Genomic DNA, 16,652 nt, shown 5'->3' with positions numbered 1-16,652 from the left:
CGTTACTTGTCCGCAACCTTGACAGTGATATGGCAAGACCGCTTGACGATGCGATCAGCACGGCCTTTGGCACGTGGCATGATGCGCTTCAGCGAACGCCCTTCGTTGACGAAGACGGTGGAGACCTTCAGGTCATCAACGTCTGCGCCTTCGTTGTGTTCGGCGTTGGCAACGGCCGACTCGAGGACTTTCTTCATGATTTCAGCGGCTTTTTTGCTGCTGAAGGCCAACAGGTTGAGCGCTTCGCCCACCTTCTTCCCGCGGATCTGGTCGGCGACCAAGCGGGCTTTCTGGGCGGAGATGCGAGCGCCCGACAACTTAGCGGCTACTTCCATTTCCTTACCCCTTAACGCTTGGCTTTCTTGTCAGCCACGTGCCCGCGATAGGTGCGGGTACCGGCGAACTCGCCCAGTTTGTGGCCGACCATGTCTTCGTTCACGAGAACTGGAACATGCTGGCGACCGTTGTGAACCGCGATGGTCAGACCGACCATTTGTGGCAGGATCATCGAACGACGCGACCAGGTTTTAACTGGCTTGCGATCATTCTTCTCCACCGCCACTTCGACCTTCTTCAGCAGGTGAAGATCGATAAAAGGACCTTTTTTCAGAGAACGTGGCACTGTCGTATCCCTCTAGTTACTTGCGACGACGGACGATCATGTTGTCGGTACGCTTATTACCACGGGTTTTAGCACCCTTGGTTGGGAAGCCCCATGGCGATACCGGATGACGACCACCGGAGGTACGACCTTCACCACCACCATGTGGGTGGTCAACCGGGTTCATGGCAACACCACGAACGGTTGGGCGAACGCCGCGCCAGCGTTTGGCACCAGCTTTACCCAGCGAGCGCAGGCTGTGCTCGGAGTTCGAGACTTCGCCCAGGGTCGCACGGCACTCAGCCAGTACTTTACGCATCTCACCGGAACGCAGACGCAGAGTCACGTAGACGCCTTCACGAGCGATCAGCTGAGCCGAGGCACCAGCGGAACGAGCGATCTGAGCACCTTTACCCGGCTTCAGTTCGATGCCGTGAATGGTGCTACCTACTGGGATGTTGCGCAGCTGCAGGGAGTTACCGGCCTTGATTGGGGCCAGAGCACCTGCGATCAGCTGGTCGCCAGCACTCACGCCTTTAGGGGCGATGATGTAGCGACGCTCACCGTCTGCGTAGCACAGCAGGGCGATGTGAGCAGTACGGTTTGGATCGTATTCGATACGCTCGACAGTGGCTGGGATGCCATCTTTGTCGTTGCGACGGAAGTCGACCAGACGGTAATGCTGCTTATGACCACCACCAACGTGACGAGTGGTGATGCGGCCATTGTTGTTACGACCACCAGACTTCGATTTCTTCTCGAGCAGCGGTGCGTGAGGAGCGCCTTTATGCAGCTCCTGGTTGACCACCTTGACCACGAAACGGCGGCCAGGGGAAGTCGGTTTGCATTTAACGATTGCCATGATGCACCCCTTCCTTACTCAGCACTGCTGCTGAAATCGAGATCTTGGCCTGGCTGAAGGGAGACGATCGCCTTCTTCCAGTCATTACGCTTGCCCAGACCACGTGCGGTACGCTTGGTTTTACCCAGAACGTTAACAGTCGACACGTTTTCAACTTTTACGTTGAACAGGCCTTCGACAGCTTTCTTGATTTCCAGCTTGGTTGCGTCAGTAGCAACCTTGAATACGAACTGGCCTTTTTTCTCAGCCAGAACGGTAGCCTTCTCGGAAACGTGCGGGCCAAGGAGGACTTTGAATACGCGTTCCTGGTTCATCCCAGCAGCTCCTCGAATTTCTTCACGGCCGAGACAGTGATCAACACTTTCTCGTATGCGATCAGACTGACCGGGTCGGAACCTTGAACGTCACGTACATCGACGTGCGGCAGGTTACGAGCAGCCAGGTACAGGTTCTGATCAACAGCGTCCGAAACGATCAGAACATCGCTCAGACCCATGCCGTTCAGCTTGTTCAGCAGATCTTTGGTTTTCGGTGCTTCAACAGCGAAGTCCTGAACCACGACCAGACGGTCGCTACGCACCAGCTCAGCGAGGATGGAGCGCAGAGCTGCGCGGTACATCTTCTTGTTGAGCTTCTGCGAGTGATCCTGAGGACGAGCTGCGAAGGTTACACCACCGCCACGCCAGATCGGACCACGAGTGGTACCAGCACGAGCACGGCCAGTACCCTTCTGACGCCATGGGCGCTTACCGCCACCAGCCACGTCGGAACGGGTCTTTTGCTGCTTGGTGCCCTGACGGCCGCCGGCCATATAGGCCACGACTGCTTGGTGTACCAGCGTCTCGTTGAATTCGCCACCGAAAGTCAGTTCGGAAACTTCGATCGCCTGAGCGTCATTTACATTAAGTTGCATGTCAGTTTCCCCTTAACCGCGAGCCTTGACAGCCGGACGTACAACCACGTCGCCGCCAGTAGCGCCAGGAACGGCACCCTTGACCAGCAGCAGGTTGCGCTCAGCGTCTACGCGAACTACTTCCAGGGACTGAACAGTCACGCGCTCGGCGCCCATGTGACCGGACATTTTCTTGCCCTTGAACACACGACCAGGAGTCTGGCACTGGCCGATGGAGCCTGGGACACGGTGCGACACGGAGTTACCGTGGGTGTTGTCCTGGCCACGGAAGTTCCAGCGCTTGATGGTACCGGCAAAGCCTTTACCTTTGGACTGACCAGTAACGTCTACCAGCTGGCCTGCAGTGAAGAGTTCAGCTTTGATCGAGTCGCCAGCCTGGAACTCGCCTTCTTCAAGGCGGAACTCCCAGACACCGCGACCAGCGGCAACGTTGGCCTTGGCGAAGTGACCTGCCTGAGCGGCAGTCACACGCGAAGCACGACGCTCGCCGACAGTGACTTGCACTGCACGGTAGCCATCGGTTTCTTCAGTTTTGAACTGGGTGACGCGATTCGGCTCGATCTCAATGACCGTGACCGGAATGGAGACACCTTCTTCGGTGAAAATGCGGGTCATACCGCACTTGCGACCGACTACACCAATAGTCATGTTGTAAACCTCATGAGTGTACGGGGCTTTCACCCGCTATGGCCGCCCATTTCAGAGCGTTACACGACAAGACCGAAGTCTTAGCCGAGGCTGATCTGCACTTCCACACCTGCCGCCAGATCAAGCTTCATCAGCGCGTCAACGGTTTTATCCGTCGGCTGGACGATGTCCAGAACACGCTTATGAGTGCGGATCTCGTACTGGTCACGCGCGTCTTTGTTGACGTGCGGGGAGACCAGAACGGTGAAACGCTCTTTGCGGGTAGGCAGTGGAATTGGACCACGCACTTGTGCACCAGTACGTTTCGCGGTTTCCACGATTTCCTGGGTGGATTGGTCGATCAGGCGATGGTCGAAAGCCTTCAACCTGATTCGGATTTGCTGATTTTGCATTGGATTTCAGACTCCAGGCTGTTCCCAACGGACGCACTACGCCCGCTAAAAGGAGGCGTGATTCTATAGACGCCCCTATTTAGTGTCAACCCAATAAAAAAAACCCCCGCTGAGCGGGGGTTTTTTTCAATCGGTCGAGTGATTACTCGATGATTTTGGCTACGACGCCGGCGCCGACGGTACGACCGCCTTCACGGATAGCGAAGCGCAGACCGTCTTCCATTGCGATGGTCTTGATCAGGGTAACAGTCATCTGAATGTTGTCACCTGGCATTACCATTTCAACGCCTTCCGGCAGTTCGCAGTTACCGGTCACGTCAGTGGTACGGAAGTAGAACTGAGGACGGTAGCCTTTGAAGAACGGAGTGTGACGGCCGCCTTCTTCCTTCGACAGAACGTAGACTTCTGCGGTGAACTTGGTGTGCGGCTTGACCGAACCTGGCTTGACCAGAACCTGGCCACGCTCAACGTCATCACGCTTGGTACCACGCAGCAGAACGCCGCAGTTCTCGCCAGCACGACCTTCGTCCAGCAGCTTGCGGAACATCTCAACACCGGTGCAGGTGGTGGTGGTGGTGTCACGCAGACCAACGATTTCCAGCGGATCCTGAACGCGGACGATACCACGCTCGATACGACCGGTAACAACGGTACCACGACCCGAGATCGAGAATACGTCTTCGATCGGCATCAGGAACGGCTGGTCGATGGCACGAACTGGCTCAGGAATGTAGCTGTCCAGAGTTTCTACCAGCTTCTTGACAGCGGTAGTGCCCATTTCGTTGTCGTCTTTGCCTTCCAGGGCCATACGAGCAGAACCGATGATGATCGGAGTGTCGTCGCCTGGGAAGTCGTAGGTGGACAGCAGGTCGCGAACTTCCATCTCGACCAGTTCCAGCAGCTCGGCGTCGTCTACCAGGTCAGCCTTGTTCAGGAAGACCACGATGTACGGAACGCCAACCTGACGGGACAGCAGGATGTGCTCACGGGTTTGTGGCATCGGACCATCGGCGGCCGAGCAAACCAGGATCGCGCCGTCCATCTGGGCAGCACCGGTGATCATGTTCTTCACGTAGTCAGCGTGACCTGGGCAGTCAACGTGAGCGTAGTGACGAATGGTCGAGTTGTACTCAACGTGAGCGGTGTTGATGGTGATACCGCGCGCTTTTTCTTCCGGAGCCGAGTCGATCTTGTCGAACTCAACGATTGCCGAACCGAAAACTTCGGAGCAAACGCGAGTCAGAGCTGCGGTCAGAGTGGTCTTACCGTGGTCAACGTGGCCGATGGTGCCAACGTTAACGTGCGGAAGGGAACGATCAAATTTTTCTTTAGCCACGACAGTGAACCTCTTGCCTAAAGGGGATTAGCCTTGTTTTTTAACGAGTGCTTCGACGATGTTCGACGGAGCTTCGGCGTATTTGGAGAATTCCATGGAGTAGCTTGCGCGACCCTGAGACATGGAACGAACGTCGGTCGCATAACCGAACATTTCTCCGAGCGGTACTTCAGCACGGACGACGCGGCCGGAGACCGACTCATCCATACCCTGGACCAGACCACGACGACGGTTCAGGTCACCCATCACGTCACCCAGGTAGTCTTCCGGGGTTACAACTTCGACCTTCATGATCGGCTCGAGGACCACGCCACCGCCCTTCTGGGCCAGCTGCTTGGTTGCCATCGAAGCAGCGATCTTGAACGCCATTTCGTTGGAGTCGACGTCGTGGTACGAACCGTCGAATACCGTGGCCTTCAGGCCGATCAGAGGATAACCGGCAACGACGCCGTTTTTCATCTGCTCTTCGATACCCTTCTGGATCGGGGCGATGAATTCCTTAGGAATCACACCACCAACGACTTCGTTGGAGAACACCAGACCTTCGGTGATGTTGCCTTTCTCGTCCTGATCTGGCTCCGAGAAACGGATCCAGCAGTGACCGAACTGACCACGACCACCCGACTGACGAACGAACTTGCCTTCGATCTCAACGCCGGACTTGGTGATCTTCTCGCGGTACGAAACCTGCGGCTTACCGATGTTGGCTTCGACGTTGAACTCGCGCTTCATGCGGTCAACGAGGATGTCCAGGTGCAGCTCACCCATGCCCGAGATGATGGTCTGGCCAGTCTCTTCGTCGGTCTTGACGCGGAACGACGGGTCTTCCTGGGCCAGCTTGCCCAGAGCAATACCCATCTTCTCCTGGTCAGCCTTGGTTTTCGGCTCGACGGAGAGCGAAATGACCGGCTCAGGGAAGTCCATACGCTCAAGAATGATTGGCTTGTCGGCGTTGCACAGGGTTTCGCCCGTGGTCACGTCCTTCATGCCGATCAGTGCCGCGATGTCGCCAGCGCGCACTTCCTTGATCTCTTCACGCTGGTTGGCGTGCATCTGCACCATACGACCAACGCGCTCTTTCTTGCCCTTGACCGAGTTGATGACCGAGTCACCGGAGCTCAGAACGCCGGAGTAGACGCGAACGAAGGTCAGAGTACCAACGAACGGGTCGGTCGCGATCTTGAACGCCAGAGCAGAGAACGGCTCGTTGTCGTCGGCGTGACGCTCGTCTTTACGAACAGCCGGATCGTCTTTGTCCAGGTCCTTGTCGTCCGGGTTGATACCCTGGATTGCAGGGATCTCGGTCGGAGCAGGCAGGTAGTCGATGACGGCGTCGAGAACCAGGGGAACGCCCTTGTTCTTGAACGACGAACCGCAGACAGCCGGTACGATTTCGCTGGCCAGGGTGCGCGCGCGCAGACCGGCCTTGATCTCTTCGACGGTCAGCTCTTCGCCTTCCAGGTACTTGTTCATCAGCTCTTCGCTGGACTCGGCAGCAGCTTCAACCATGTTGGAGCGCCACTCTTGAGCCAGCTCCAGCATATCGGCAGGAATTTCTTCCTCGCGATAAGTGGTGCCTTTGTCGTCGTCGTTCCAGTAGATAGCCTTCATCTTGATCAGGTCGACCTGACCCTGGAAGTTATCTTCCGAACCGATGGCCAGCTGAACAGGAACCGGGGTGTGACCCAGACGGTTCTTGATCTGACCTACGACGCGCAGGAAGTTTGCACCGGCACGGTCCATCTTGTTCACGTAAACAACACGTGGAACGCCGTACTTGTTGGCCTGACGCCATACGGTTTCGGACTGAGGCTCAACGCCGGAGGTACCGCAGAACACAACGACCGCGCCGTCGAGTACACGCAGCGAACGCTCTACTTCAATGGTGAAGTCAACGTGGCCAGGGGTATCGATGACGTTTACACGGTAGTTGTCGTACTGACCAACGGAACCCTTCCAGAAGGTGGTAACGGCAGCGGAGGTAATGGTGATACCGCGCTCCTGCTCCTGCACCATCCAGTCGGTGGTCGCGGCGCCGTCGTGCACCTCGCCCATCTTGTGGCTCAGACCTGTGTAGAACAGGATCCGCTCGGTAGTGGTAGTCTTGCCCGCGTCAACGTGAGCACAGATACCGATGTTACGGTAGCGGTTAATTGCTGTAGTACGAGCCATAAAGCCCTCGCAAAAATGTTGATGCTTGAATTAGAAGCGGTAGTGCGAGAACGCTTTGTTGGCTTCAGCCATACGGTGCACGTCTTCACGCTTCTTGACTGCAGCACCCTTGCCTTCGGCAGCATCCAGCAGCTCGCCAGCCAGGCGCAGAGCCATCGACTTCTCGCCGCGCTTGCGGGCGTAGTCTACGAGCCAGCGCATTGCCAGAGCGTTACGACGGGATGGACGAACTTCAACCGGAACCTGGTAAGTGGCACCGCCGACACGACGGGACTTTACTTCGACCAGCGGAGCGATGGCGTCGAGAGCTTTCTCGAAGATTTCCAGGGGGTCGCTGTTCTTGCGTGCTTTGACGGTATCCAGGGCACCGTAAACGATGCGCTCGGCTACGGCCTTCTTGCCGCTTTCCATCACGTGGTTCATGAACTTGGCGAGGATCTGGGATCCGTACTTCGGATCGTCAAGGATCTCACGTTTTGCTGCTACACGACGTCTTGGCATGATAAGCCCTCAAACGGTCTTCAGGTTAGCCCGGGACGTGGGTCTTCGACCCCTGCCCGACCTTACTCTTATCGACTCAAAAAAATGGATGTCTGCAAACGGCCGATTACTTCGGACGCTTGGTACCGTACTTCGAACGACCCTGGTTACGGCCTTTGACGCCCGAAGTATCCAGAGAGCCGCGAACGGTGTGGTAACGAACACCTGGCAAGTCTTTTACACGGCCGCCACGGATCAGGACGACGCTGTGCTCTTGCAGGTTGTGGCCTTCACCGCCGATGTACGAGGAAACCTCGAAACCGTTGGTCAGACGCACACGGCATACTTTACGCAGTGCCGAGTTAGGTTTTTTCGGCGTGGTGGTGTACACGCGGGTGCACACGCCACGACGTTGCGGGCAGTTCTGCAGCGCAGGAACGTCGGACTTTTCGACCGAACGCTTACGCGGCTGACGTACCAGCTGGTTGATAGTTGCCATCTACTAGCTCCACTGATTGTCTTGCGACTCTATTGTCTTGCAAGAAAGCCAAAAATTGGCGAGACGGAGCCTCACCAAATTTAAGGGTACAAAAGTCTAAAGAGGATCTTGCACCCAGTCAAGACAAGGCCCCGGCCCTCCCCGCCCGATCATCGGCAACATTTCATGTCTCCGATGACCGTTCGGGGCTTGCCGGGGCCCTGCCCTGTACTTAGTTACCGCTGGAATTCAGCGCTTCGGTCAGTGCGGCTTCCACCTCACTGGCACTTACGCGCAGCGGTTTGTCGGCTTCACGGCGACGCTTACGCTCGCTGTGGTAGGCCAGACCGGTACCGGCCGGGATCAGACGACCCACGACCACGTTCTCTTTCAGGCCGCGCAGGTAATCGCGCTTGCCGGTTACGGCCGCTTCGGTCAGCACGCGGGTGGTTTCCTGGAAGGAAGCCGCGGAGATGAACGACTCGGTCGAAAGCGACGCCTTGGTGATACCCAGCAACACACGGGTGAACTTCGAGACGAACTTGTCATCGGCGGCGAGACGCTCGTTCTCGACCAGCACCTGAGTCAGTTCCATCTGGTCGCCCTTGATGAAGCTGGAATCGCCCGACTCGGAGATCTCGACCTTACGCAGCATCTGACGCAGGATGGTCTCGATGTGCTTGTCGTTGATCTTAACGCCTTGCAGACGGTAAACGTCCTGGATCTCGTTGACGATGTATTTCGCCAGCGCGCTCACACCCAGCAGACGCAGGATGTCGTGCGGATCGCTCGGGCCGTCGGAGATAACTTCACCGCGGTTTACCTGTTCGCCTTCGAAGACGTTCAGGTGACGCCACTTCGGAATCAGCTCTTCGTACGGATCGCTACCGTCGGTCGGGGTAATGACCAGGCGACGCTTGCCTTTGGTCTCCTTGCCGAATGCGATGGTGCCGCTGACCTCAGCCAGAATCGAGGCTTCTTTCGGACGACGCGCTTCGAACAGGTCGGCAACACGCGGCAGACCACCGGTGATGTCACGGGTCTTCGACGTTTCTTGCGGGATACGCGCAATAACGTCACCAACGCCGATCTGCGCACCGTCAGCAACACCAACCAAGGCGTTCGCTGGCAGGAAGTACTGTGCAGGTACGTCGGTACCTGGCAGGTACAGATCCTTGCCATTGGCGTCGACCATCTTGATTGCCGGACGGATTTCCTTGCCTGCGGCAGGGCGATCCTTGACGTCCAGCACTTCAATGTTGGTCAGGCCGGTCAGCTCGTCGGTCTGGCGCTTGATGGTGATGTTTTCTTCCATGCCCACGAAGGTCACGGTACCTTTCAGCTCGGTAACGATCGGGTGGGTGTGCGGATCCCACTTGGCGACGATGGCGCCAGCTTCGACCTTGTCACCTTCCTTGACCGAAATCACCGCACCGTAAGGCAGCTTGTAACGCTCGCGCTCACGGCCGAATTCATCGGCAATGGCCAGCTCACCGGAACGCGATACGGCAACCAGGTTGCCATCGGCACGCTCGACCTGCTTCAGGTTGTGCAGACGCACCATACCGCCGTTCTTCACCTGGACGCTGTCGGCAGCCGAAGTCCGGCTTGCAGCACCACCGATGTGGAACGTACGCATGGTCAGCTGGGTACCAGGCTCACCGATCGACTGGGCAGCGATAACGCCGACAGCTTCACCGATGTTCACCTGATGACCGCGGGCCAGGTCACGACCGTAGCACTTGGCACAGATACCGTAGCGGGTTTCGCAGTTGATCGGCGAACGTACGACAACTTCGTCGATGCTGTTCAGCTCGATGAACTCGACCCACTGCTCGTCGACCAGGGTACCGGCAGGAACGATGACGTCCTCGGTGCCTGGCTTGAACACGTCACGGGCGATGACACGGCCCAGTACACGCTCACCCAACGGCTCCACGACGTCACCGCCTTCGATGTGCGGAGTCATCAGCAGGCCGTGGTCGGTACCGCAATCGATCTCGGTTACAACCAGGTCTTGCGCAACGTCCACCAGACGACGGGTCAGGTAACCGGAGTTCGCAGTCTTCAATGCGGTATCCGCCAGACCTTTACGAGCACCGTGAGTCGAGATGAAGTACTGGAGTACGCTCAGACCTTCACGGAAGTTCGCAGTGATCGGCGTCTCGATGATCGAGCCGTCCGGCTTGGCCATCAGGCCACGCATACCGGCCAGCTGACGGATCTGTGCTGCGGAACCCCGCGCACCGGAGTCAGCCATCATGTACATCGAGTTGAAGGACTCTTGCTCGACTTCTTTGCCCTCGCGGTCAATGACCTTCTCTTTCGAGAGGTTGGCCATCATCGCCTTGGACACTTCGTCGTTCGCCTTGGACCACAAGTCGATGACCTTGTTGTACTTCTCGCCCTGGGTTACCAGGCCGGAGGCGTACTGGCTCTCGATTTCCTTCACTTCATCAGTGGCGCTGCCAATGATGCGTGCTTTTTCATCAGGGATGACGAAGTCATTCACACCGATGGAAACGCCGGAAATGGTCGAGTAGGCGAAACCGGTGTACATCAACTGGTCGGCGAAGATAACGGTCTCTTTCAGACCAACCACGCGGTAGCACTGGTTGATCAGCTTGGAGATCGCCTTTTTCTTCATCGGCTGGTTGACCACATCGTACGGCAGGCCTGCCGGTACAACCTGGAACAGCAGTGCACGGCCGACAGTGGTGTCGACGATGCGGGTGTTCTTGGTGATGCTGCCATCACGGTCTTTCACGGTCTCGTTGATACGGACCTTGATTTTCGCGTGCAGAGCGGCTTCGCCGGCGCGGAATACACGATCGACTTCCTGCAGGTCGGCGAACACGCGACCTTCGCCCTTGGCATTGATGGCTTCACGGGTCATGTAGTACAGACCCAGTACAACGTCCTGCGACGGAACGATGATTGGCTCACCGTTGGCTGGCGACAGAATGTTGTTGGTCGACATCATCAGCGCGCGCGCTTCAAGCTGTGCTTCCAGGGTCAGAGGCACGTGAACGGCCATCTGGTCACCGTCGAAGTCGGCGTTGTACGCAGCACAGACCAGTGGGTGCAGCTGAATGGCCTTGCCTTCGATGAGCACAGGCTCGAACGCCTGGATACCCAGACGGTGAAGGGTCGGTGCACGGTTCAGCAGTACGGGGTGTTCGCGAATCACCTCAGCGAGAACGTCCCATACCTCTGGCAGCTCGCGCTCGACCATCTTCTTGGCAGCCTTGATGGTGGTCGCCAGACCACGCATTTCCAGCTTGCCGAAAATGAACGGCTTGAACAGCTCGAGGGCCATCTTCTTCGGCAGACCGCACTGATGCAGACGCAGGGTCGGGCCTACGGTAATTACCGAACGGCCGGAGTAGTCCACACGCTTGCCGAGCAAGTTCTGACGGAAACGACCTTGCTTACCTTTGATCATGTCGGCCAGGGACTTCAGCGGACGCTTGTTCGAGCCAGTGATGGCGCGACCGCGACGGCCGTTGTCCAGCAGGGCGTCTACCGCTTCCTGCAGCATGCGCTTTTCGTTGCGCACGATGATGTCCGGCGCCGACAGATCGAGCAGGCGCTTCAGACGGTTGTTACGGTTGATCACCCGACGATACAGGTCGTTCAGGTCGGAGGTCGCGAAGCGGCCGCCATCCAGCGGAACCAGCGGACGCAGGTCCGGCGGCAGTACTGGCAGAACGGTCAGGACCATCCACTCAGGCAGGTTGCCCGAGCCCTGGAAAGCTTCCATCAGCTTCAGGCGCTTGGACAGCTTCTTGATCTTGGTTTCCGAGTTGGTCTGCGGAATCTCTTCGCGCAGGCGACCGATCTCGTGCTCCAGGTCGATAGCGTGCAGCAGCTCGCGGACAGCCTCGGCACCCATGCGGGCGTCGAAATCGTCACCGAACTCTTCCAGCGCTTCGAAGTACTGCTCGTCGTTCAGCAGCTGACCCTTCTCGAGGGTAGTCATGCCTGGGTCGATGACGACGTAGCTCTCGAAATAGAGAACGCGCTCGATGTCACGCAGGGTCATGTCCATCAGCAGGCCGATACGGGACGGCAGCGACTTCAGGAACCAGATATGGGCAACCGGCGAGGCCAGCTCGATGTGCGCCATGCGCTCACGACGAACCTTGGCCAAGGCAACTTCAACGCCGCACTTCTCGCAGATCACACCGCGGTGCTTGAGGCGCTTGTACTTGCCGCACAGGCACTCGTAGTCCTTGACCGGGCCAAAGATCTTGGCGCAGAAAAGGCCGTCACGCTCAGGTTTGAACGTACGGTAGTTGATGGTTTCCGGCTTCTTAACTTCACCGAACGACCACGAACGGATCATTTCAGGCGACGCCAGACCGATGCGGATGGCGTCGAACTCTTCGACTTGACCCTGGTTTTTCAGCAAATTCAGTAGGTCTTTCAAGGCCTTTCCTCCTGGCGGAGCAGGAAGCGGGCTGTACCAGCCCCACTCCCCTTCGCGTCACGTGTTATTCGGTTTCCAGATCGATATCGATACCGAGCGAACGGATCTCTTTGATCAACACGTTGAAGGACTCGGGCATGCCCGGCTCCATACGGTGATCGCCATCCACGATGTTCTTGTACATCTTGGTACGGCCGTTCACGTCGTCCGACTTCACTGTGAGCATTTCTTGCAGGGTGTATGCCGCGCCGTATGCTTCCAGCGCCCACACTTCCATCTCCCCGAAACGCTGACCACCGAACTGCGCCTTACCACCCAGCGGCTGCTGGGTAACCAGGCTGTAGGAACCAGTGGAACGCGCGTGCATCTTGTCGTCCACCAAGTGGTTCAGCTTGAGCATGTACATGTAACCAACGGTCACAGGACGCTCGAACTTGTTGCCGGTGCGACCGTCGAACAGCACCATCTGGCCGCTCTCTGGCAGGTCAGCCAGCTTCAGCATGGCCTTGATCTCGCGCTCCTTGGCACCGTCGAAGACCGGAGTAGCCATAGGCACGCCTTTCTTCAGGTTGTGCGCCAGGGCGAGGATCTCTTCGTCGGTGAACTCTTCCAGGTTCTCCTGACGACCACCGATCTCGTTGTAGATCTCGGTGAGGAAGCCACGCAGCTCAGCGGCTTTGCGCTGTTCTTCGATCATGCGGTCGATCTTCTCGCCCAGACCTTTGGCCGCGAGGCCCAAGTGGGTTTCAAGGATCTGACCGACGTTCATACGCGAAGGTACGCCCAGAGGGTTCAGTACGACGTCGACCGGAGTACCGTTGGCATCGTGCGGCATGTCTTCTACCGGCATGATGACCGAGACCACACCTTTGTTACCGTGACGACCGGCCATCTTGTCACCCGGCTGGATGCGACGGCGGATGGCCAGGTAAACCTTGACGATCTTCAGTACGCCCGGTGCCAGGTCATCGCCCTGCTGCAGCTTGCGCTTCTTGTCTTCGAACTTGTCGTCCAGCAGGCGACGGCGATCGACGATGTACTGCTGAGCCTTTTCCAGCTGCTCGTTCAGTGCATCTTCAGCCATGCGCAGCTTGAACCATTGGCCGTGCTCCAGACCGTCCAGAACTTCGTCAGTGATCACGGTGCCTTTCTTCAGGCCCGCACCACCGTCGACCACCTGGCCGTTCAGGGCAGAACGCAGACGCTCGAAGGTTGCACCTTCGACGATACGGAACTCTTCGTTGAGGTCCTTGCGAATCTCGTCCAGCTGCATCTTCTCGATGGCCAGTGCGCGGCTGTCGCGCTCTACGCCATCACGAGTGAAGACTTGTACGTCGATGACGGTACCCTTGGTGCCAGTCGGCACGCGCAGGGAGGTGTCCTTAACGTCGCTGGCCTTCTCACCGAAGATCGCGCGCAGCAGTTTTTCTTCCGGAGTCAGCTGGGTTTCGCCTTTTGGCGTGACCTTGCCGACCAGGATGTCGCCAGCGCCGACTTCAGCACCTACGTAGACGATACCGGCTTCGTCCAGCTTGTTCAGCGCAGCTTCACCCACGTTCGGGATGTCCGCAGTGATTTCCTCTGGGCCAAGCTTGGTGTCACGCGCCACACAGGTGAGTTCCTGAATGTGGATTGTGGTGAAGCGGTCTTCCTGAACCACACGCTCGGACAGGCAGATGGAGTCTTCGAAGTTGAAGCCGTTCCACGCCATGAACGCGATGCGCATGTTCTGACCCAGCGCCAGTTCACCCATGTCGGTGGACGGGCCGTCGGCCATGATGTCGCCGCGCGCAACCTTGTCACCTTTGCTAACCAGCGGACGCTGGTTGATGCAGGTGTTCTGGTTGGAGCGGGTGTACTTGGTCAGGTTGTAGATATCTACACCTGCTTCACCGGTCTCGACTTCGTCGTCAGCTACGCGAACGACGATACGGCTGGCGTCGACGGAGTCGATCACACCACCGCGACGAGCAACCACGCAGACACCGGAGTCACGGGCAACGTTGCGCTCCATGCCGGTACCGACCAGCGGCTTGTCAGCACGCAGGGTTGGTACAGCCTGACGCTGCATGTTCGAACCCATGAGGGCACGGTTGGCGTCGTCGTGCTCGAGGAACGGAATCAGCGAGGCAGCAACGGAAACAACCTGCTTCGGCGATACGTCCATCAGGGTGACGTCTTCCGGCGCCTTGACGGTGAATTCGTTCAGGTGACGAACGGCCACCAGTTCGTCGATCAGTTGCTTCTTGTCGTTCATCGCGGCCGAAGCCTGGGCGATGACGTGATCAGCTTCTTCGATCGCCGACAGGAACACGATGTCATCGCTGACCACGCCTTCCTTCACCACGCGGTACGGGCTTTCCAGGAAGCCGTACTGGTTGGTGCGGGCATAGGCCGCCAGAGAGTTGATCAGACCGATGTTCGGACCTTCAGGGGTCTCGATCGGGCACACGCGGCCGTAGTGGGTCGGGTGTACGTCACGGACTTCGAAGCCAGCGCGCTCACGGGTCAGACCGCCCGGGCCGAGTGCGGAAACACGGCGCTTGTGGGTGATCTCGGAGAGCGGGTTGTTCTGGTCCATGAACTGCGAAAGCTGGCTGGAACCGAAGAACTCTTTCACCGCCGCCGCAACCGGCTTGGCGTTGATCAGGTCCTGCGGCATCAGGCCTTCGCTTTCAGCCATCGACAGGCGTTCCTTGACCGCGCGCTCGACGCGCACCAGGCCAACACGGAACTGGTTCTCGGCCATCTCGCCGACGCAACGTACGCGACGGTTACCGAGGTGGTCGATGTCGTCGACAATGCCTTTACCGTTACGGATATCGACCAGGGTCTTGAGAACCTCGACGATGTCTTCCTTGCTCAGCACGCCCGAACCTTCGATCTCGGTACGACCGATACGACGGTTGAACTTCATGCGGCCTACGGCCGACAGGTCGTAACGCTCAGCGCTGAAGAACAGGTTGTTGAACAGGGTCTCGGCAGCATCCTTGGTTGGCGGCTCGCCTGGGCGCATCATGCGATAGATCTCGACCAGCGCTTCCAGTTGGTTGCTGGTGGTGTCGATCTTCAGGGTGTCCGAGATGAACGGACCGCAGTCGATGTCGTTGGTGTACAGCGTCTCGATGCGAACGACCTGAGCCTTGGCGATCTTGATCAGCAGCTCGGTGGTCAGCTCGGTGTTGCACTCGGCGATGATCTCGCCGGTGGCCGGATGCACGATGGCCTTGGCGGTGGTGCGGCCCAGGACGTATTCCATCGGAACGTCCAGCTGGTTCACACCGGCCTTCTCGAGCTGGTTGACGTGGCGCGCGGTAATACGGCGGCCCTGCTCAACGATGACCTTGCCGGTTTCGTCATGGATGTCCATGACCGCAACTTCACCACGCAGACGCTGAGGCACCAGTTCCAGGCTGAGTTTCTCGCCGGAAATATGGAACACGTTGGTGGTGTAGAAGGTGTTCAGAACCTCTTCGGTGCTGTAACCCAAGGCGCGCAGCAGTACCGAGGCCGGCAGTTTGCGACGACGGTCGATACGGACGAACACGCAGTCTTTCGGGTCGAACTCGAAGTCCAACCAGGAGCCGCGGTACGGAATGATGCGAGCGGAGTACAGCAGCTTGCCGGAGCTGTGCGTCTTGCCACGGTCGTGGTCGAAGAACACACCAGGCGAACGGTGCAGCTGGGAAACGATCACACGCTCGGTACCGTTGATAACGAAGGTACCGTTCTCAGTCATCAGGGGGATTTCACCCATGTAGACTTCTTGCTCTTTGATGTCCTTGATCGCTTTGTTCGACGATTCCTTGTCGAAGATGATCAGGCGCACCTTGACCCGCAGCGGGACCGCGAAGGTCACGCCACGCAGGACACATTCCTTCACATCGAAGGCGGGTTCGCCCAGGCGATAGCCTACGTACTCCAGGGCAGCATTGCCGGAGTAGCTGATGATCGGAAATACCGATTTGAAGGCCGCGTGCAGGCCGACGTCGCGGAACTGATCCTTGGATGCTCCCGCTTGCAGGAATTCGCGATACGAATCCAGCTGGATGGCCAGGAGGTAAGGCACATCCATGACGTCCGGCAACTTGCTAAAGTCCTTGCGGATACGTTTTTTCTCAGTGTATGAGTAAGCCATCAGCGTTCCCCAGCTTGGTCACCTGCTTGTTTGGCTTCTCCCGGCGGGAGCAGCCAGAAAATCGTGCAAACCCCTTGGTTTGCGCCACCCACATGGGTGTCTTGCAGCTTGTTATCGGGGCCGACCTGATCGGCCACCAATAACGGAAAAAGGCCGGTGGCATAAGCCACCAGCCATCAGCCTTTGCTCAACGCTCCGGC

The 16,652-nt window shown here is 57.9% G+C and carries 14 protein-coding genes; all 14 read right to left on the bottom strand.

Translation table 11 applies throughout. From position 1 onward, the window contains the following. Positions 1-2: 2 nt before the first annotated feature. Positions 3-335 (bottom strand): 50S ribosomal protein L22, encoded by a 333-nt coding sequence (rplV, locus tag ACMGGN_RS24400; protein WP_003103908.1) that lies wholly within the window; start codon positions 333-335, stop codon positions 3-5. Between the two features lie 11 nt (positions 336-346). Next, the gene (gene rpsS / locus ACMGGN_RS24395; RefSeq protein WP_003255482.1) at positions 347-622 is read right to left on the bottom strand and encodes a 30S ribosomal protein S19; all 276 of its coding nucleotides are present in this window, start codon (positions 620-622) and stop codon (positions 347-349) included. Positions 623-638: 16 nt separating this feature from the next. Further along, positions 639-1,463 (bottom strand): 50S ribosomal protein L2, encoded by an 825-nt coding sequence (rplB, locus tag ACMGGN_RS24390; protein WP_012316518.1) that lies wholly within the window; start codon positions 1,461-1,463, stop codon positions 639-641. 14 nt (positions 1,464-1,477) lie between these two features. Then, positions 1,478-1,777, bottom strand: a complete 300-nt coding sequence (rplW, locus tag ACMGGN_RS24385; protein WP_003255484.1) for a 50S ribosomal protein L23 — start codon at positions 1,775-1,777, stop codon at positions 1,478-1,480. Continuing rightward, entirely contained in the window at positions 1,774-2,376 is a 603-nt protein-coding gene (gene rplD / locus ACMGGN_RS24380; protein WP_003255485.1) for a 50S ribosomal protein L4, read from the bottom strand. The genes rplW and rplD overlap by 4 nt, the downstream gene beginning before the upstream one ends. A gap of 12 nt (positions 2,377-2,388) precedes the next feature. After that, entirely contained in the window at positions 2,389-3,024 is a 636-nt protein-coding gene (gene rplC, locus ACMGGN_RS24375; protein ID WP_012316519.1) for a 50S ribosomal protein L3, read from the bottom strand. 80 nt (positions 3,025-3,104) lie between these two features. Next, positions 3,105-3,416: a 30S ribosomal protein S10 gene (gene rpsJ, locus ACMGGN_RS24370; RefSeq protein WP_003186070.1), complete on the bottom strand. Its 312-nt coding sequence runs from the start codon at positions 3,414-3,416 to the stop codon at positions 3,105-3,107. A 142-nt stretch (positions 3,417-3,558) separates the two neighbouring features. Then, complete coding sequence (gene tuf / locus ACMGGN_RS24365; protein ID WP_003255489.1) at positions 3,559-4,752, bottom strand: elongation factor Tu; 1,194 nt, start codon at positions 4,750-4,752, stop codon at positions 3,559-3,561. A gap of 27 nt (positions 4,753-4,779) precedes the next feature. Beyond that, entirely contained in the window at positions 4,780-6,924 is a 2,145-nt protein-coding gene (gene fusA, locus ACMGGN_RS24360; RefSeq protein ID WP_046788136.1) for an elongation factor G, read from the bottom strand. A gap of 30 nt (positions 6,925-6,954) precedes the next feature. Then, positions 6,955-7,425 (bottom strand): 30S ribosomal protein S7, encoded by a 471-nt coding sequence (gene rpsG / locus ACMGGN_RS24355; protein WP_003246741.1) that lies wholly within the window; start codon positions 7,423-7,425, stop codon positions 6,955-6,957. 106 nt (positions 7,426-7,531) lie between these two features. Beyond that, a complete protein-coding gene (rpsL, locus tag ACMGGN_RS24350; RefSeq protein WP_003255492.1) occupies positions 7,532-7,903 on the bottom strand; it encodes a 30S ribosomal protein S12 in 372 nt (123 codons plus the stop codon). Positions 7,904-8,114: 211 nt separating this feature from the next. Further along, a complete protein-coding gene (gene rpoC / locus ACMGGN_RS24345) occupies positions 8,115-12,314 on the bottom strand; it encodes a DNA-directed RNA polymerase subunit beta' (RefSeq protein ID WP_039601744.1) in 4,200 nt (1,399 codons plus the stop codon). A gap of 64 nt (positions 12,315-12,378) precedes the next feature. Continuing rightward, positions 12,379-16,452, bottom strand: a complete 4,074-nt coding sequence (gene rpoB / locus ACMGGN_RS24340) for a DNA-directed RNA polymerase subunit beta (protein WP_012316522.1) — start codon at positions 16,450-16,452, stop codon at positions 12,379-12,381. Further along, entirely contained in the window at positions 16,452-16,622 is a 171-nt protein-coding gene (locus ACMGGN_RS24335; RefSeq protein ID WP_155294789.1) for a hypothetical protein, read from the bottom strand. Before ACMGGN_RS24335 ends, rpoB begins: the two co-directional genes overlap by 1 nt. Between the last annotated feature and the right edge of the window lie 30 nt (positions 16,623-16,652).

Origin of the sequence: Pseudomonas sp. BNK-30, assembly GCF_047456185.1 — a bacterium.
Classification (GTDB): domain Bacteria; phylum Pseudomonadota; class Gammaproteobacteria; order Pseudomonadales; family Pseudomonadaceae; genus Aquipseudomonas; species Aquipseudomonas putida_E.
Note: the sequence above shows the minus strand (reverse complement) of the source record. Positions and strands in the feature narration are given on the sequence as shown.

Coding starts and splice junctions, on each gene's coding strand:
- rplV (WP_003103908.1), bottom strand. CDS start 335: ATGGAAGTAGCCGCTAAGTTGTCGGGCGCTCGCATCTCCGCCCAGAAA.
- rplB (WP_012316518.1), bottom strand. CDS start 1,463: ATGGCAATCGTTAAATGCAAACCGACTTCCCCTGGCCGCCGTTTCGTG.
- rplW (WP_003255484.1), bottom strand. CDS start 1,777: ATGAACCAGGAACGCGTATTCAAAGTCCTCCTTGGCCCGCACGTTTCC.
- rplD (WP_003255485.1), bottom strand. CDS start 2,376: ATGCAACTTAATGTAAATGACGCTCAGGCGATCGAAGTTTCCGAACTG.
- rplC (WP_012316519.1), bottom strand. CDS start 3,024: ATGACTATTGGTGTAGTCGGTCGCAAGTGCGGTATGACCCGCATTTTC.
- rpsJ (WP_003186070.1), bottom strand. CDS start 3,416: ATGCAAAATCAGCAAATCCGAATCAGGTTGAAGGCTTTCGACCATCGC.
- fusA (WP_046788136.1), bottom strand. CDS start 6,924: ATGGCTCGTACTACAGCAATTAACCGCTACCGTAACATCGGTATCTGT.
- rpsG (WP_003246741.1), bottom strand. CDS start 7,425: ATGCCAAGACGTCGTGTAGCAGCAAAACGTGAGATCCTTGACGATCCG.
- rpsL (WP_003255492.1), bottom strand. CDS start 7,903: ATGGCAACTATCAACCAGCTGGTACGTCAGCCGCGTAAGCGTTCGGTC.
- rpoB (WP_012316522.1), bottom strand. CDS start 16,452: ATGGCTTACTCATACACTGAGAAAAAACGTATCCGCAAGGACTTTAGC.